A 17,200-nucleotide genomic window follows, 5' to 3' on the forward strand; every position below is an offset into this window, starting at 1 on the left:
CTAGGTCCCGCTCAGTGTTAAGTAGTTGTGTGTTGTCAGGCCGATATTTCGCTGATGCCGGCCTGTTGCAGAGCGGACGCCAGGTTGTCGACCCGGTGCTGCTCGCTGTCTTTGAGTTGCTGCAGTTGCTCAACCAGAGACGGGGCGCCAAACACGCCGCGCAGCCCTTGGGAAACATCGCCAGCCTTGATCGAATGGCTGCCGAAGGCATTCAGCGAATCACGCGCGGCCTCGCTGTTCTGATTGAACAGACTGGAGAGCGTGCTGGTGCCGAACACCCCGCCATCACCGCCGCCAAAGCCAAGGAAACCATGGCCGGCGCCGTCACCAACGTTGTCACTGCTGCTGAACACCTGGGCAAGGAAACTCGGGCTCAGGGCACCGTGGTTCATGAATATGTCGCCCAGGGGGCGGATGCCGTTGCCGATCACCCGTTGTTCGAACAACGGCGTAAAAGTCAGCGGTGAGCCAAGGTCGCCCGTCGGGGCGCTGAACACGATCGGTTGCAGCGCGGTGTAAGGCACATCGGGGAACGTCACCGGATCACTGCTGCGGAACTGTGGATTCGGCGAGACCACGAAGGTCGGCGTCGTAGCCGTGTTCACCACGTAGTTGCCGGACTGGCTCACACCGCTGCCGCTATTGCCCGCCAGGTCACTGACGCCGCCCCGGTTGACGGTAATCGCATTGCTGGCGCTGCTGACATTGGCGCTTGGCGTCAGGGTCGCAGTCCAGGTCTTGCCGCCGTCGTTGCTGCTCAGGTTGGACAAGGTGCCATTGGCGACACTGATATCAGAGAGATCAAAACCGCTGACCGCCTCATTGAAGGTGATCGTCACCTGCGAGGTCTGGCCAACACCCAGGTTCGGATTGGCGACCACCACCGTGGCGGTCGGCCGTTCGCTGTCCAGGGCATAGTTGTTCGACACCGCCACGGTGCTGCCGACGTTGCCCGCCAGATCCGTGACGTTGCTCGTGTCGAGCGCGATGAAATTGCTCGGGTCGGTCACATTGGCGGTTGGCGTGAACATGGCGGTCCAGGTTTTGCCGCCGTCATTGCTGCTCAGGTTGCTCAATTCGCCGTTGGTCACGCTCAGGTCGGACAGGTCGAAGTTGCTCACCGCCTCGCTGAAGGTGAACGTCACGGTGGTGGTCTGGCCGATACCCAGAGTCGGGTTGGCGACCACGATGCTCACCGTTGGCCGGGTCGCGTCGAGCACGTAATTATTGGAGATGGCGATGCTCGCACCGAGGTTGCCGGCCAGGTCCTGCACGCCGGCAGTGTCGATCACGATCAGGTTGGTCGCATCATTGACGTTGGCAGTCGGCGTCAGCGTGGCGATCCAGGTGATGCCGCCATCGCTGCTGCTCAGGTTCGACAGCGTGCCGTTGGCGACGCTGATGTCCGACAGGTCAAAGCCGCTCACCGCTTCACTGAAGGTGATCGTCACGGTGGTGGTTTCGCCGATGCCCAGGCGATTGTCGGCCACCACGATCGTGGCGGTGGGCAGTGCGGTGTCGATCGCGAAATTATTCGAGTCCGTGGTGCCCACGCCGCTGTTGCCCGATATATTGACCACACCGCTGTTGTCGAGGGTGATGACGTTGGTCGTGTCAGTGATATTGCCGGTGGGTGTGAACGTCGCCGTCCAGGTAATGCCGCCGTCAATGCTCACGACGTTGCTCAGGGCGCCATTGACGATGGTCAGATCAGCGTTACTGAAGTCTGCGACGGCCTCGCTGAAGGTAATGGTCACCGTCGAGGTTTCCCCGGCCTTGAGCGCGGTGTCTGCGACAACAATGGTTGCGGTCGGCACTTCGGTCAGCACCGCGTAATTGCCCGAGTTGGTGGAGCCGGTGCCGGCATTACCGGCCAGATCGCTGATGCCGGTATTGTTCAGGGTGATCAGGTTGGTGAAGTCGCTGACGCCAATGGTCGGGGTAAACGTAGCCGTCCAGGTGATACCGCCGTCGCTCGACGACACGTTGCTCAGCGTGCCATTGGCGACGCTCAGGTCGGAATTGTCGAAACCGGTCACCGCTTCGCTGAAGGTGATGGTCACGGTCGCTGTTTCACCGGGGCGCAGATCGTTGTCGCTCATGACGATCGTGGCGGTCGGACGCTGACTGTCGACGGCGTAGTTGTTCGAATCGGTGGTGCCGCTCCCGGCATTGCCTGCCCCGTCAACGACACCGGTGTTGTCCAGGGTGATCAGGTTGCTGGTGTCGGTGATGCCGGCCGCTGGGGTAAACGTCGCGGTATAAGTGATGTTGTCCGAGGTGCTCAGCCCGGAAAGTGTGCCGTTTTCGGCGGTCAGGTCAGCCAGGGTGAAACCGGTCACCGCCTCGCTGAAGGTGATGGTCACCGTGGTGGTCTGGCCAACGCCCAACGCCGTGTCCGCCACCACAATGGTCGCGGTCGGACGCTGGGTGTCGATGGCGTAATTATTCGAATCAGTGGTGCCGACCCCCACGTTGCCAGACCCGCTCTGCACCCCGGTATTGTCCAGGGTAATCAGGTTGGTCGCGTCGGTGATATTGGCGCTCGGGGTAAAGGTCGCCGTCCAGGTAATGCCGCCGTCGCTGCTGCTCACGGCGCTCAGCGTGCCGTTGGCGATGGTCAGGTCGGCATTACTGAAGCCCATCACGGCCTCGGAGAAGGTGATCGTCACCGTGGTGGTCTCGCCGATGCTCAGGCTGTTGTCGGCGACCACGATCGTGGCCGTCGGCACCATCGTATCGATCACGAAATTGCCGGAGTTGGTGACGCCGGTGCCGGCGTTACCGGCCAGGTCAGCGATGCCGGTGTTGTTCAGGCCTATAACGTTGCTCGTATCGTTGACCCCGAGTGTGGGCGTGTACGTCGCCGTCCAGGTGATGCCGCCATCGCTGCTGCTCACGGCGGTCAACGTGCCATTGGGAATGTTCAGATCGGCGTTGGTGAAGCCTGTCACGGCCTCGGAAAAGGTGATGGTCACCAGCGAGGTTTCACCGGCACTGAGGCTGGTATCGGCCAGCACGATGGTCGCGGTCGGGCGTAGCGTGTCGATGGCGTAGTTGTTCGAATCGGTGGTGCCGCTGCCGGCGTTACCGGCCAGGTCAGCGATGCCGGTGTTGTCCAGGGTCACCAGGTTGGTGGCGTCGGTGATATTGCTGGTCGGGGTGAACGTTGCCGTCCAGGTGACACCGCCATCGCTGCTGCTCACGGCCGTCAGCGTGCCATTGGCGATGGTCAGATCGGCATTGCTGAACCCGGTCACCGCTTCGGAGAAGGTGAAGGTCACCAACGATGTGTCGCCGATTTTCAAGGCAGTGTCGGCGAACACGACGGTGGCCGTCGGGCGCTGGTTGTCGATGGCGTAGTTGTTGGAGTCGGTGGTGCCGCTGCCGGCATTGCCGTTCGAGTCACTGACCCCGCTGTTGTCCAGGGTGATCAGGTTGGTGGCATCGGTAATGTTGGCGGTCGGCGTGAAGGTTGCCGTCCAGGTGATCCCCCCATCGCTGCTGCTCACGGCGCTCAGCGTGCCATTGGCGATGGTCAGGTCGGCATTACTGAAACCCGTCACGGCTTCAGAGAAGGTGATGGTCACCAACGAGGTTTCGCCGATTCTCAAGGCGTTGTCGGCGACGACGATGGTCGCGGTCGGACGCTGCGTGTCGATGGCGTAGTTGTTCGAATCGGTGGTGCCGCTGCCGGCATTGCCGGACAGATCGGAGATACCGGTGTTGTCCAGGGTGATCAGGTTGGTGGTATCGCTGACGTTATTGGTTGGCGTGAAGGTCGCCGTCCAGGTGATCCCGCCGTCGCTGCTGCTCAAACCGCTCACGCTGCCGTTGGCCACGGACAGATCGGCGGTGGTGAAACCGGTCACGGCCTCGCTGAACGTGATGGTGACCTGCGAGGTTTCCCCAGCCTTGAGCGCGGTGTCCGCGACGACAAGGGTGGCCGTCGGGCGCACAGTGTCGATGGCGTAGTTGTTGGAATCGGTCGTACCGCTGCCGGCGTTACCGGCCAGATCAGCGATCCCGGTGTTATCCAGCGTGACCACGTTAGTGGTGTCGGTGACACCGGCGCTCGGCGTAAACGTCGCCGTCCAGGTAATACCTCCGTCGCTGCTGCTCACGGCGGACAACGTACCGTTGGCGATGGTCAGGTCGGCGTTGGTGAAACCGCTGACCGCTTCAGTGAAGGTGATGGTCACCAGCGACGTTTCACCGATTTTCAGGGCCGTGTCAGCGACAACGACAGTGGCTGTCGGGCGCTGGGTATCGATCACATAGTTGCTGGAATTGGTGGTTCCGATACCCACGGTACCGTCAGAGACGGTCGCCACACCGGTGTTGTCCAGAGTGATGACGTTGGTGGTGTCGGTAATCCCGTTGGTCGGCGTGAAAGTCGCGGTCCAGGTGATTCCGCCATCGCTGCTGCTCACGGCCGTCAACGTGCCGTTGGCGATGGTCAGGTCGGCATTGGTGAAACCGGTGACTGCCGTGTTGAAGGTGATGGTCACCAGCGAGGTTTCGCCAATTTTCAGAGCGCTGTCCGCCAGTACGATGGTCGCGGTCGGTGGCTCGACGTAGTTGGGGTTGTACGTGCCGCCGGTACTGTAAACCGCAGCCGTGGAACTGGGCGAAGCGCCTGCCGAGCCGGTGTTTGAAGGACCGCCAACACCACTGGCCGCCGCGTTGCCGGTCATGGCGGCGACGTTGGCAGCGGTGATCAATACCGTACCGCCGTTGTTCCAGATGGCCCCGACGCCGCGGCCACCATCACCGCCGTTGGCAAGGTTGCCGCCGCTGCCACCCCCACCGCCGCCACCACCCGCCGCGAGGTTGTTGCTGATGACTGACGTGCCGATGACTTTCAAGGTGCCGGTCGAGGCGTTGTAAATACCGCCGGCCGCGCTGCCACCAACGCCGCCGACCGCGTTCCAGCCCGAACCACCACCGCCGCCACCAATGGACAGCGTGCCATTGGTCGCGGAGCCGCCGTTGCCGCCGTGACTGTAGCCGGAGGCGCCATTGCCGCCGACGCCGCCAATGTTGGTACCGCCGCGCCCGCCCATGTCGTTCTGGGTGTAGCCGCCGCCATAACCACCGGTATTGGCAGTGCCGGCCCCACCGGCATAGCTCAAGTTGCCTGGGCCTGTCGAACCGCCATGGCCACCGTTACCGCCACCGATCCCACCGCCGCCACCGCCGCCGCCGCCGGAGTATCCACCGGACACGCCACCACCACCGCCGCCACCGGAAGCGGCGTTGGCAGTCACCGTCACGTTATTGAGCGTAAGAATGCCGGCGTTGAAAATCCCGCCACCCATGGCGCCCGCCGCTGCCGCGCCACCGTTACCGCCGTTGCCGGCCACCAGTCCCTTGGTAATCACCAGCCCGTCCAGTGTCACGGTGCTGCCGGAAGTGACTTCCACCACACGGGTCTTGTATTGCCCATCGAGGGTCACGTCAGCCACGCCGTCGTTATTCAGATCGCCATCGACGGTGATGTTCTTGTTGATCAACAACTCGGAGTTGAGCTGCACGGTCATGCCGGCGTTGAACGTGACAATGTCGCCGTTTTGCGCAGACGCCAGTGCGGTACGCAACGAGCCGACACCCGAGTCGAGGTTGTTAGTCGCGGTCCAGGTGGCCAGGCCCCACTGATATTCGCTCATCGCCTTGGTCGACAGGACGTTGGCGCTTTCGATGGTGCCGGTGGCAATTTCCAGATCCCAGTCGCCGCCGACACCGGTGCGGTTGTTCGAAGCGGCCACATCCCGGCCGGTCAGTTGCGCCAGCGAGTCGACGAAACTCAAGCCGCGATCCCCCTCGGCGGTGTAGCAGCCGTAGATCAGGATGTCGCCGCCAACGTTCATGTCCTTGCCGATTTCGCCGAGGATCGCACTGCGTTGCGCGACGTTGTCGGCAGACAGATAACTGTTGCCCAGCCACAGATCGCCGGCGTTGCCGTGGGCAATGATCTGCACCGAGCTGACGCCTTGATGCTGATCGAGATAATCGGCGATCTGTTGCAAGCCGTCCTTGGTCGCGTCGAGTTTCACCACCTGAGTGCCGGGAGCAATGCCCTGGAGCAGGCTGTCGGCGTCCTTGACCCGGGAATCGACGAACACCACGCTCTGACCCGGCACGGCGACGGGGCTGGCGGCTGGTGTCGCATCGGCCTGACCGTGGGTGTCCTTGCTGGCCACCGGCTGATCGGCCGTCGGCGTTTTCGCTGCCTCCGCCGTGGCGTGGCTGTCAGCCTGGGCAGCGGTATCGGCCACCGTTGCCGCAACGGCACCGTCGAACAGCATGCGCGGCTCCAGCGACATGATCATCGGCGCGGCAAGCGTCTGCTGACATTCGGTTACTCGCGACTTCTGCTTGCTCCACCACATGCTGCTCACCCGGATTCGAACACAGTTATTGACGCATCAATGAAAAACGCCGCGATCAACTGATCGCGGCGTCGGACTTCATACGAATGACATTGGCAGCGCTGGCTGAGCCATCGAGCCAAAAAGACAAATCAGCGTATTGCTTGAACAGGTCCGGCGGCAGAATCGTGCGCCGAGACTCCAGAGCGACCTTGGGTTTGACCTTGTGCAGGCCGGCAACGCCTAGGGCTTGATCGAATTGCGGCGCGTCGTACGCCAGATGGTCAAAATCGTGTTCGAACCATGGCTCGCCGATAAAATCGTAGACCAGCCGCAGTACCCGCTCCGGGGCCTGGGTCAGCAAGTCGTAATCGATGATCAGCAGCGAGTCGGCGTGCTCGCCGTAATAGGCTTCCTTGAGCGCCGCCCAGGCAAAACCCACCAGCCGGTTACGCTGAGCCAGGGTTTCGCAGCGGCTGTAGACCGTGTTGCGCTCGACGGCGTCGCCGAACAGCTTGGTGTTTTCGTAAGGATTGGCGCGGTAGAGGCGTTCAAGGCTGTCCATCACCCACGCGACGTTGCGCACGCAAGCGATGATTTTGGCGTTGGGGAACAGGTCGTTGAGCGCGGGCAGCCGCGAGCTCCATTGACGGTTGGTGTCGAACACCACCGGTTTGTCGGTCTTGTCGGCGTAGTAGGAATCGAAAAGACCCCGCAGCAAACGGCGGCGCGTCTCGGTGTCGATCACCGCGCCGAACTCACTGCCGGCGCTGCATTGCTCCAGCACACTGGCAAACAGCGAGCCCACCGGGCTGGTCATACCGGCGTGAAACCGCGGATTCTGCAACAGGATCGCAGAAAGCAGGGTCGAGCCTGAGCGCGGCAAACCGGCGACAAAGTGGAACTGCTGCAATCCATTCACCGTAATCGGAAGTCCTTTTGTTCGACGAAGCGTAGTTCAAGAACAACCCTACGACTAGTAGTGTTTTGACATCATTCAAGAGCAAAAAGGACTAACCGGTTAAATTTTTATCGCGAATAAAAAGGTGAATCGATTAAGTCCGCGCAGGACTTATTCCACTGCCGGCTTCACGACGAATAATCGCGCTTGCGCCCCACCGGCGCGCACCTCGGCGCCGACTTGCCAAGTCGCCGGCAATGGCAGGAATTCTCCAGGTTCATCGAGCGTTCCCACCAGCCAGACCCGGCGATAGCCCGTCAGTTCGGCCAAGCTGTCGAGGTAGACGCCAGGGGTGACCAGCGTGCCAAAACCGTACTCGTTCGGCCGCGTCGAATGGCCGTCCGCGCGGGGTGGCGTGTAGAGACGCACTTGAGCGCCGGTTTGATCGTAATAGACGTAGCTCAGGTACCAGAGCATGTCGCTGATGACGATGCCGTCACCGGGCTGGAAGTGCTGATTGACGTAACTCACCATATGGTCGAGTTGATCATTGCTGTCGACCGTGGCGTTGTTGTTCACGCCAATCAGTTCGACCCCGACCAGCGACACCAGCACCGCCAGCGCCAGGCTCCGTACACGGCTGTACAAACGGTCGATGGCCAACGCCGCAAGCATCGGCAGGCCCAACGCAAACGCCGTCAGGTAGCGTTCGATGAACACCGGGGTGATGAACGACACCGCAAACACCAGCAACAGCGGCAGGCCGGTGTAGAGCGCCAGCAGCACACTGCCGCGCGACACGCTGCGGTCGCGGGCCAATGCCACCCCGGCCAGCACCAGCAAGGCCATTGGCATCGCGATGAAGACCAGCAGCGGCAGGTTTGCGCCATCATCCTGAATCAGCCAGGACCAGATCATCGCCGGCAACGAGGTCAGGCTCACGGGGTCTTCCCAGCCCACATCGCTAGCGGCCTTAAGCTGTTCCATGTGCTGCATCAGATTCAGCAGTTTGGGTAACCACGGCAGATAAAGTCCGGCAATGGCCAGGTTCGCCAGCCACCATGGCAGTTGTTGAATATGCCGGAATCGATAACCGCGTTGGGTACGAATCACGCCCAGATAAATCCAGTGACTCAACGCCGCCAACACCGCGAAGTAATGGGTGTAGAGCGCCGCGCTCATCAACAGCACGTAAAACACCCGATAACGCCTGCGTTGCGCATGTCTGATCCAGTAGACCAACGCCAGGCTCGCCGCAATGAGCAACAGCCCGAGCAGCGAATACATGCGCACTTCCTGGCTATAGCGCACCGCCGTGGGCAGCAACGCCAGCAGCACTCCGGCGATGATAGCGGCGCGGCGGGTGGCCAACCGATCCACCAGCCACACCCCTGCGCCCACCACAGCAATACCCAATAGCGCGCTGAGGCAACGGATCGCGAAAATCCCGTCACCGAACAGTTCGATCCAGCCATGCAGCAGCATGAAGTACAGCGGCGGATGCACATCGAACGCCGCATGGTTCCAGATCCCGCCCAGCGAATAACGCGCCAGCAGCAGGCTGGAACCTTCGTCGCCCCAGATCGCGGCGGCCGTCAAATCGTAAAAACGCACAATCGCGGCCAGCGCCATGATGGGCAGCAGCCATTGTTTTTTCGCCCAAAGGATCACTCGCCAGTTGCCGAACCAGGAGCCGGGTGTTGCCTGGGGGTCTTGCGTGTCGCCAACCGGCGTGACTCTGTTTAGCGTCATTGTTTCCTCTGGCCCGTGGCAAAACACTGCTAATGCAGATCCCCCGAAACCTGCCGGTCACTTTAGGTCAGCCACGCGACAGCCGTCGATGCCGGCGTACTGTTTCACGACATTCGGCAACCTCGCCGATCCGGGTCTACGCTGAGCCGTGGCGTAATCTGGCAAAGGAGGGGGAGGCATCACCGCAGCCTGAATCCTCGCGCGGCCCGCCGACCATCAATCAGAAGGGAGAGGACTTTATGGACGTTTACATGGGCACTGTTTTGACGTTTGCCTTCAACTATGCGCCCAGCGGCTGGGCCTTGTGCAACGGTCAGATGATGAGTGTTTCGCAATACAGCGCGCTGTTTGCGTTGCTGGGCACCAACTATGGCGGCAACGGTGTCCAGACGTTCGGACTGCCCAATCTGCAGAGCCGAATGCCGGTCTGCCAGGGCACCGGTCCCGGCCTGTCGACTCGCGTAATGGGTGAAATTTCCGGCACTGAAGCCGTCATACCGACCCTCAATAATCTGCCGAACCACACTCACTCACTGGCTGGCCTCACGGCCACCACCACCGTGCAACTGGCCAACCCGGCGAGCAACCCGTTGGGCGCCCCGACGGCCACCAACGCCTATATCGGTGCTTCGGGCACCGGGCCCGGTCTGGCGAATATCTTCTCGGACGCACAAGGCGCTTCGCCCGTCGCCCTCAAAGGTGCGCAGACCGCGATCAGCGGGACCATCACCCCCACGGGCAACGGCCAGTCGATGGCGATCATGAACCCGTATCTGGTGCTCAACTTCAGCATCGCGCTGCAAGGCATTTTCCCGTCCCGCAACTGACCGACTGCCGGGGGTGGCTACCCTCCCCCGGTTTCCTGACTGGCTGGAGCGAAACCATGTTGCAAACGGTTCAAAGCCAACATTTCCAGGCGCTGCTGGGCCGGATTGGCACCCTGCACCTGCCCGATGGCAGTGCACTGCAGATCCATATCGAACACCTCGAAGAGCAGCCCGCCGCAAAAATGCGCTACAGCGAGCGAATGCCATTCAGTGTCGAACTGAGAAGTCTGGAGCCGACTGAATTTGTCGACGGATTGTGTGCGCTGGAACTGCCGGAAATCGGGCGAGTGCAGGACATCTTCGTGTCCCGGGTGCCGCCGATGGGGCGGGATCCGCAGTTGGGCTATTTCCACATCACCTTCAACTGACTCAACAACAATCCCCCGGTGGGAGCGGGTTTGCTCGCGAAGAGCCCTATCAGTCAATAGAGAGGGTGACTGACACCGCGCAATCGCGAGCAAGCTTGCTCCCACAGGGGGGTTGTGGTTTCAGGCCCGTGAGTCGAGGCCGCCAAGGGTCCGGTTGACCGTCCATTTGCCGAGCACCAACCGCCACAAAAAATCGGAATAACCCTACACATAAAAGAGAATCACCCGGCATACAAGCTTGAGGTCGCTCGCCAAAGTCCCGCGTTTTGCAGAACGGGACACGGACGTGACCAGACTCATTAACCAACACGATACCCACGCCCAACAGGTACTCGACAGCCACCAAGCCATGGATACCTTTCGACAGGCTCTCAACCGCCCGGATGAACTGCCGGGTTTCGATGACATGCTCAATGCAATGGGCCTCAATCAATCCAACTACCTGCAGGGTGCCAACCAGCGAAAACTCGTCGAAGCCATTCGCAACGGCGACTGGGTCGTGGTGAAACCACGCGTTGTTGCCGATAGCGGCGGCGCCTCCTGGAACGCCTTCAAACCCAAACCCGAGCCACCACCGGCGCAGCATCTGGTGGAAGAGCACGCCTACATCCTGCCGCAACCGGCAGAGTCGGGTTTTCACATCGTCCAAAAACCCATGAGCCGCGAAGCGCTGGAGCGTGCGCTCTACGAAACCACGCCCAGCGATGCCCTGCGCCGCGAATTCCGCTCCCTAAACCGCCATCTCGGCGAACAGGTCAAACCGGGACAAATGGTCATCTTCAGCGACTCGCGCAACTACATGTGCCGACGCGAAGAAGCGCAGATGATGGCGGCGGCGGCGGAAAAAGTGAATGAGGCGCTGAAAGATCTAACGGATGAAGAGGCGTCGTTCATGGTTGAACACCATGAGCGGGTAATTGCACAGACTTGCCCACCCATTTGCATTCGACCGAACCGGTCATTTGCATCGGATTTGACCAGCACGATTCGTGGGCATGACCGGCAGAAATCGGCCAGAAGCGGACGATCAATTAGGAGTTGTAACAAAGAGTTGTCCGCCATTTAATGAGCGATCGAACATCAGGTTGATGAACCGCAAATGAGCAAACTGGGTTGCAAGTGTGGCCATGTGATTACCGATCAGACCGACAGCTTGCCCTACAAGGCGAGCTTGCTTCGCGACGAGGTGGAAAATAAATTTTGGGATGAGGTGCACCGAGAACTCAAACCTCTGGTCGAGGCGGCGGAGTCCGGAGACAAGACTTCAATCGACGATGCATTTGGCGAGTTTTCACCCATATTCGGCGCTGCTGACAAGCTGCAAGACCGGATATCCAGCCTTTACATTCAACGAATGTCGACTGCCTACGAGTGCCAGAACTGTGGGCGCCTTTGGGTGCAAAAAGATAACAGTGAACGATTTGTTTCCTATGTCCCAGAGGAAGGCGCATATGGCGCGATCCTGGCAGTGGCATCAGGAGTACCTGAAAATCTGGATTAGGCATGCGCGATTGGTCGGAAGCTGAGATTGCAATCGGTAGCAATCGACCCATACCAGACACTCAGCTTGCCTCTAGTCTCGACTATCCCTAGGGTGTTGCTCGTCACAAGATCGCGTTGGGCAATCAGGTCGCTTTGATTACATGTGTCTTTGTACTAGAGCGTTTCCGCGCTTAATCGCACCAGTGAGAGCGGTTAGCCGTCCGTCTCGCTCGGGTCACAAGTCGGCGGCAAACGATCGACCCGCAAAGCATCAACGACCAGCGAAAACGCCTGGGAGGGTTGTCGGCGGCTGGGGTAGTACAGGTGAAAGCCGTCGAAGGGTTCACACCAGTCCTCCAGTACCCGAACTAGTCGCCCTTCGGTTAGATGCGGGGCAAACTCATCCTCGGGCAGATAGGCTATACCCAGCCCACTCACCGCAGCATCGGCGATATGGGTGGTGGAGTTGAATACCAACTGGCCGTCTACACGTACCTTAAGCTTCTTGCCCCGGCGTTCGAATTCCCATGCATCCACGCCGTCATAGGTGGGAAAACGGATATCGATACAGCGGTGTGCTACTAGATCGCGAGGGTGTTTCGGGGAGGGATTTTTCGCGAAATAGCTTGGCGCGGCCACTACGGCCATTCGTAACGGCGGGCCAATGGGCACGGCAATCATGTCTTGGGCCACCGTGTCGCTGAAGCGCACGCCGGCATCGAAGCGGTCGGCGACGATATCGCAAAAGCCATAGTTGATATCGAATTCCAGCTTGATATCCGGGTACATCTGCAGCAACGGCGCCAACTTGGGAAGCAGGGTTGTCTTGATGACGTTGTCGCCGCAGGTAATGCGTACCGTCCCGGCCGGCTTATCGCGCAGCTCGGTCAAAGCTTCCACTTCGGCCTCGATTTCATCGAAGCGATGGCCCACCGCTTCCAGCAATCGCTCGCCCGCCGCCGTTAACGATACGCTGCGCGTGGTGCGGGTAAGCAAGCGAATTTTCAGCCGCGCTTCCAGTGCCGAAACCACCTGACTCACTGCCGATTGCGTCACCCCAAGCTGTACCGCCGCGCGGGTAAAGCTGCCCTCCCGCGCCACGGTTACGAAAGCCAGCAGATCGTTGAAATTGGATTTGGCCATAGCGAGCATGCTCGATTGATTGATTAGGCATGGTTATATCCGCATTAAGCATTCATTAGCTAATCAAAGTCTCTTTACTGCGTAACACTAACCGGCATCCCACCCGATCGGCATGGAGAAGGTTGAGCCTTGCGCTAACTGCCTGCATCGCCTTTAGCCTTCCCTAATAAGGATGCCCCATGAAAAGACTTCTCGTAATGCTCGGGTTTCTACTCAGTTCATTCACCGCATTAGGAGCCGATATGTCCAACGGTGCAGATAATTTCTTTAAAAGTGACAAGGTGACCGTACAAAAGGTCAGCTTCAAAAATCAGTACCAGCTCAATGTCGTGGGCAATCTTTTCATCCCCAAAGGGCTGGACAGCGCCACCCGCAGCCCGGCAATTATCGTTGGCCACCCTATGGGCGCGGTGAAGGAGCAAAGCTCAAATCTATATGCGCAAAAATTGGCGGAACAGGGCTTCGTTACCCTGGCCCTGGATTTGTCGTTTTGGGGCGAAAGCGAAGGCCAACCCCGTAACGCGGTACTGCCAGACATGTACGCCGAGGACTTCAGTGCCGCCGTGGATTACCTTGGCACGCGGCCCTTTATCGACCGCCAGCGCATAGGCGTGCTGGGCATTTGTGGCAGCGGCAGCTTTGTAATCAGTGCAGCCAAGATAGATCCGCGCATGAAAGCCATCGCCACTGTCAGCATGTATGACATGGGCGCCGCCAATCGAAACGGGCTTAAGCATTCGCAAACCCTTGAGGTGCGTAAGCAAGTTATCGCGGCGGCGGCCGAGCAGCGTTATGTGGAATTTACGGGCGGCAAGATCGAATACACCGGCGGCACGGTGCAAGCGCTGAATGCTGACACCCACCCCATCCAGCGCGAGTTTTTTGACTTCTACCGCACCCCGCGTGGCGAATTCACCCCGGCCAGTTCCACGCCGCAACAGACCACTCGGCCGACGCTGAGTAGCAATACCAAATTCATGAATTTCTACCCATTCGTCGATATCGAGAGCATTTCGCCTCGCCCGATGTTGTTTATTGCAGGTGAAAACGCCCACTCCCGCGAGTTCAGCGAAGAGGCTTTTCGCCTGGCAGGCGAACCTAAAGAGCTGGTCATTGTGCCCAACGCAGGCCATGTCGATCTGTACGACCGCGTCGACTTGATTCCTTTCACCAAGCTGACCCATTTCTTTCAGGACCACCTGAAATGACCGCTGAAGTCCATCTGAACGCCACCGTCTTGAGCGAGACATTTACGCGTACCGGTCATTGGGGAGGTGTCTATGCAATGACGCTGTGCGTATTCGCGCTGATCGCTTCGGAGTTCATGCCCGTTAGCCTGCTGACACCATTGGCAAACGACCTGCAGGTCAGCCAGGGCTTGGCCGGGCAGGGCCTTGCCATCTCTGGCGCGTTTGCGGTGTTGGCCAGCCTGTCGATCAGTTGGATCGCCGGCACGCTGAACAGAAAAACCCTACTGCTGGCTCTGACCGGTTTGATGGCTGTATCGGGCGCCATTGTGGCGCTTGCCCCGAACTACCTGATCTACATGGTTGGGCGAGCCCTGATCGGCGTCGTGATTGGCGGATTTTGGTCGATGTCGGCAGCCACTGCGATGCGTCTGGTGCCGGCTGCACAGGTGCCCAAGGCGCTGGCTGTTTTCAACAGCGGCAACGCCTTGGCTACGGTAGTGGCAGCGCCACTGGGCAGTTATTTGGGCTCGGTTGTGGGTTGGCGTGGTGCGTTTTTGTGCCTGGTTCCGGTGGCGCTAATTGCGCTGGTTTGGCAGTGGATAAGCCTGCCAAGCATGGCAGCGCAGAAGCGCTCGCCGGGTGCAGGCAATGTTTTCAAACTGCTGAAAAATCGCAAGGTGGCGCTGGGCATGGCGGCCGCCGGCTTGTTTTTTATGGGCCAATTTACGCTGTTCACCTACCTGCGCCCGTTTCTGGAAACAGTCACCCAGGTCAACGTGCCGATTCTTTCTCTGCTGCTATTGGTGATAGGCGTCGCTGGCTTTTGCGGAACAGCGCTGATCGGATCAGTGCTCAAGCGCAGCCTGTACGGCACCTTAAGTACCATCTCGCTGCTGATGGCGGTTATTGCTGTCGCGCTGATTCCTGCGGGCACTTGGCTTATCGCGGTAGCGGTATTGCTCGGCCTATGGGGCTTTATTGCGACAGCAGCGCCCGTGGGCTGGTGGAGCTGGATTGCGCACGCCTTGCCTGATCACGCCGAGGCGGGCGGCGGCCTGATGGTGGCGATTGTCCAATTGGCTATTGCCGTGGGCTCCACAGTCGGCGGTGTACTTTTTGACGCTCTCGGCTACCAGAGCACCTTTATCGCCAGCGCCACGATGCTGATGCTTGCCGCCTTGTTGACCTTTCTAACCTCTCGTTCGCCGGTGCCGCACACCCGGTGAATCCTCTATTCCAAGGAGCAAGGCCATGTTTTTCGATTATGTCCCTGGATGGAAGGGCCTCTGGTTCGCGGCCTTGATGCCATTTGCCCTATCGGCATTGCCCCTCGCAGCCGCGACAGATATCGCCGGCCCATCAACAGGGATGGAGAACTACACGATGTGGATGACCATAGGCCAACAGCGCTTCGCCATTACCCTTGAGGACAACCGGAGCACTCGGGAGCTTGCCGCCCGTTTGCCGCTCACCCTGGACATGAGCGATCTGAACGACAACGAAAAGCACGTCACCTTGCAGCGCCCGTTACCCACTCAAACTTATCGGCCTGGAACAATCCACAACGGTGATTTCCTCCTGTACGGCCCTGACACGTTAGTGGTCTTTTATAAATCCTTCAGTTCGTCTTACAGCTATACCCGTCTCGGTCGCATCGACAACCCAGCGGGCCTCTCGCAGGCTCTGGGTCGGCATGATGTTCGGGTGACGTTTTCAGCGGATTAGTTTCAGTCATCTTCCGCCCGGCCAGCTATGTCACGTGGTGCGCACCCCCTCTCGCACGTTGATCCAGGAGCTTCTTATGCCGTCCAAGCACACTAATTCAACCTTGGCCGCATTGGCGCTGCTCACCGCCAACTGCATCGAACCAACCTTCGCGGCCGAGCTGAGCCCTGCCAGCCAGAAAATCACACGTGCGGGTGAGCAGGCTTCGATGACAGGGCCTGCCGATTATTTCACTGGTCATGTGCGGATCGATCCATTGACGACTGCAACGGCCGAACTCAACACCTCAACGCTCTACGTCACCTTTGAACCTGGCGCTCGTTCGGCCTGGCACACGCATCCTGCAGGACAATATCTTGTCGTGACAGCGGGGGGCGGACGTACTCAGGAATGGGGAAAGGCAGTGCAGGAACTACGTCCCGGTGATGTGGTGTTTTGCCCGCCGGGGGTAAAGCACTGGCATGGCGCCGCGCCATCGACTGCCATGACGCACATAGCTATCACTGGCATGAAGAACGGCAACAACGTCCGTTGGATGGAGAAGGTCAGTGATGAACAGTACCCAACCAAGTAAATATCACTATGCCCGCTTAGGGCCGTTAGCCGGCCTGGTAGTGCTGGCCAGTGTTTTAGGTGCTCACGTATCGAGTGCCAGTACCACACACATTTCGGAGACGCAGACGGTGACTGAGCAAACCCTGACTGCAAAACAACTGGCTGTCGCCCCTATCGGCGCCACCATGGCCACCGGCGATATGCCCCGTTTGCGTGATGCGCTCAATCGCGGTCTCGATGCCGGTCTGACGATTAGTGAGAGCAAGGAAATCCTGGTTCAGCTCTATGCGTACGCCGGGTTCCCGCGCAGCCTCAATTCACTGTCGCAGCTGATGAGCGTTTTGCAAGAGCGCGAAGCAGGCGGAGTTCAAGACGAGCCGGGACGCGAACCAGGCCCCGTGCCGTCGGGGCACGCTTTGCTCGACCTGGGCACCGACAATCAAACCCGTCTGGTGGGTGCACCGGTCTCAGGACCGTTGTTTGAGTTCGCCCCTGCGATTGACCAGTTTCTGAAGGTTCACCTGTTCGGCGATATCTTCGCTCGAGACAACCTCGATTGGGCTACTCGCGAACTGGCCACTGTTGGGGCACTTGCCGCGATGCCAGGGTTAGCGTCGCAGTTGGCGTCGCACCTGAAGATCAGCATGAATGTTGGCCTCACGGCGCAGCAGTTGAACCAAGTGGCTAGCGACCTCAAACGCCACGGTGACCAAGAGGCGGCTGAGCGCATTGTTGTGACCTTGGAAAAAATCAGGGGCTGACGACGCCACCGATGGCGACAAGATATTGATGAGCTCAGCTAATAACGGCTATCGGAATCCGCGGATTCTGAATTTGCGGGCGAATGCTAAGTTCCTGAGGCACTGAGAACACCCTCCGAATACCT

Annotated in this window: 13 protein-coding genes; 9 read left to right on the top strand and 4 right to left on the bottom strand. The window is 59.7% G+C overall.

Annotation, left to right across the window (positions count from 1 at the left end; all coding sequences use genetic code 11):
- Positions 1–35 precede the first annotated feature (35 nt).
- From AACY02_RS09045 to AACY02_RS09055, 3 genes are all read right to left on the bottom strand, one after another.
- The gene (locus AACY02_RS09045) at positions 36–6,392 is read right to left on the bottom strand and encodes an Ig-like domain-containing protein (RefSeq protein ID WP_339431637.1); all 6,357 of its coding nucleotides are present in this window, start codon (positions 6,390–6,392) and stop codon (positions 36–38) included.
- Between the two features lie 55 nt (positions 6,393–6,447).
- The gene (locus AACY02_RS09050) at positions 6,448–7,293 is read right to left on the bottom strand and encodes a sulfotransferase family protein (RefSeq protein WP_339431638.1); all 846 of its coding nucleotides are present in this window, start codon (positions 7,291–7,293) and stop codon (positions 6,448–6,450) included.
- Positions 7,294–7,443: 150 nt separating this feature from the next.
- Complete coding sequence (locus tag AACY02_RS09055; protein WP_339431639.1) at positions 7,444–9,024, bottom strand: glycosyltransferase family 39 protein; 1,581 nt, start codon at positions 9,022–9,024, stop codon at positions 7,444–7,446.
- 239 nt (positions 9,025–9,263) lie between these two features.
- Here AACY02_RS09055 and AACY02_RS09060 point away from each other — a divergent pair, with 239 nt between their 5' ends.
- From AACY02_RS09060 to AACY02_RS09075, 4 genes are all read left to right on the top strand, one after another.
- Complete coding sequence (locus tag AACY02_RS09060; protein WP_339431640.1) at positions 9,264–9,851, top strand: phage tail protein; 588 nt, start codon at positions 9,264–9,266, stop codon at positions 9,849–9,851.
- Between the two features lie 56 nt (positions 9,852–9,907).
- Complete coding sequence (locus AACY02_RS09065; protein ID WP_339431641.1) at positions 9,908–10,219, top strand: DUF6916 family protein; 312 nt, start codon at positions 9,908–9,910, stop codon at positions 10,217–10,219.
- Positions 10,220–10,505: 286 nt separating this feature from the next.
- Entirely contained in the window at positions 10,506–11,285 is a 780-nt protein-coding gene (locus tag AACY02_RS09070) for a hypothetical protein (protein WP_339431642.1), read from the top strand.
- A 33-nt stretch (positions 11,286–11,318) separates the two neighbouring features.
- The gene (locus tag AACY02_RS09075) at positions 11,319–11,720 is read left to right on the top strand and encodes a hypothetical protein (protein WP_339431643.1); all 402 of its coding nucleotides are present in this window, start codon (positions 11,319–11,321) and stop codon (positions 11,718–11,720) included.
- A gap of 194 nt (positions 11,721–11,914) precedes the next feature.
- Here AACY02_RS09075 and AACY02_RS09080 read toward each other — a convergent pair whose 3' ends face one another.
- Positions 11,915–12,844: a LysR family transcriptional regulator gene (locus tag AACY02_RS09080; protein ID WP_339431644.1), complete on the bottom strand. Its 930-nt coding sequence runs from the start codon at positions 12,842–12,844 to the stop codon at positions 11,915–11,917.
- 179 nt (positions 12,845–13,023) lie between these two features.
- On the opposite strand from AACY02_RS09080, the gene AACY02_RS09085 reads away from it, so the two are divergent.
- The 5 genes from AACY02_RS09085 to AACY02_RS09105 all read left to right on the top strand — a co-directional run bounded on the left by AACY02_RS09085 (position 13,024) and on the right by AACY02_RS09105 (position 17,075).
- A complete protein-coding gene (locus AACY02_RS09085) occupies positions 13,024–14,052 on the top strand; it encodes an alpha/beta hydrolase (protein WP_339431645.1) in 1,029 nt (342 codons plus the stop codon).
- Positions 14,049–15,260, top strand: a complete 1,212-nt coding sequence (locus AACY02_RS09090; RefSeq protein WP_339431646.1) for an MFS transporter — start codon at positions 14,049–14,051, stop codon at positions 15,258–15,260. Before AACY02_RS09085 ends, AACY02_RS09090 begins: the two co-directional genes overlap by 4 nt.
- A 25-nt stretch (positions 15,261–15,285) precedes the next feature.
- Complete coding sequence (locus tag AACY02_RS09095; RefSeq protein WP_339431647.1) at positions 15,286–15,759, top strand: cyclophilin-like fold protein; 474 nt, start codon at positions 15,286–15,288, stop codon at positions 15,757–15,759.
- A 76-nt stretch (positions 15,760–15,835) separates the two neighbouring features.
- Positions 15,836–16,333: a (R)-mandelonitrile lyase gene (locus AACY02_RS09100; protein ID WP_339431648.1), complete on the top strand. Its 498-nt coding sequence runs from the start codon at positions 15,836–15,838 to the stop codon at positions 16,331–16,333.
- Entirely contained in the window at positions 16,311–17,075 is a 765-nt protein-coding gene (locus tag AACY02_RS09105; RefSeq protein ID WP_339431668.1) for a carboxymuconolactone decarboxylase family protein, read from the top strand. Before AACY02_RS09100 ends, AACY02_RS09105 begins: the two co-directional genes overlap by 23 nt.
- The last annotated feature ends 125 nt before the right edge of the window (positions 17,076–17,200 follow it).

The organism is Pseudomonas sp. EA_65y_Pfl2_P78 (assembly GCF_963970495.1).
GTDB classification, from domain to species: Bacteria; Pseudomonadota; Gammaproteobacteria; order Pseudomonadales; family Pseudomonadaceae; genus Aquipseudomonas; species Aquipseudomonas baetica_A.

What these genes read in the sequence shown, in the direction of transcription:
- AACY02_RS09075 (WP_339431643.1), top strand. Translation starts at nt 11,319, where the DNA reads ATGAGCAAACTGGGTTGCAAGTGTGGCCATGTGATTACCGATCAGACC.
- AACY02_RS09065 (WP_339431641.1), top strand. Translation starts at nt 9,908, where the DNA reads ATGTTGCAAACGGTTCAAAGCCAACATTTCCAGGCGCTGCTGGGCCGG.
- AACY02_RS09080 (WP_339431644.1), bottom strand. Translation starts at nt 12,844, where the DNA reads ATGGCCAAATCCAATTTCAACGATCTGCTGGCTTTCGTAACCGTGGCG.
- AACY02_RS09090 (WP_339431646.1), top strand. Translation starts at nt 14,049, where the DNA reads ATGACCGCTGAAGTCCATCTGAACGCCACCGTCTTGAGCGAGACATTT.
- AACY02_RS09095 (WP_339431647.1), top strand. Translation starts at nt 15,286, where the DNA reads ATGTTTTTCGATTATGTCCCTGGATGGAAGGGCCTCTGGTTCGCGGCC.
- AACY02_RS09085 (WP_339431645.1), top strand. Translation starts at nt 13,024, where the DNA reads ATGAAAAGACTTCTCGTAATGCTCGGGTTTCTACTCAGTTCATTCACC.
- AACY02_RS09060 (WP_339431640.1), top strand. Translation starts at nt 9,264, where the DNA reads ATGGACGTTTACATGGGCACTGTTTTGACGTTTGCCTTCAACTATGCG.
- AACY02_RS09105 (WP_339431668.1), top strand. Translation starts at nt 16,311, where the DNA reads ATGAACAGTACCCAACCAAGTAAATATCACTATGCCCGCTTAGGGCCG.
- AACY02_RS09100 (WP_339431648.1), top strand. Translation starts at nt 15,836, where the DNA reads ATGCCGTCCAAGCACACTAATTCAACCTTGGCCGCATTGGCGCTGCTC.
- AACY02_RS09045 (WP_339431637.1), bottom strand. Translation starts at nt 6,392, where the DNA reads ATGTGGTGGAGCAAGCAGAAGTCGCGAGTAACCGAATGTCAGCAGACG.
- AACY02_RS09055 (WP_339431639.1), bottom strand. Translation starts at nt 9,024, where the DNA reads ATGACGCTAAACAGAGTCACGCCGGTTGGCGACACGCAAGACCCCCAG.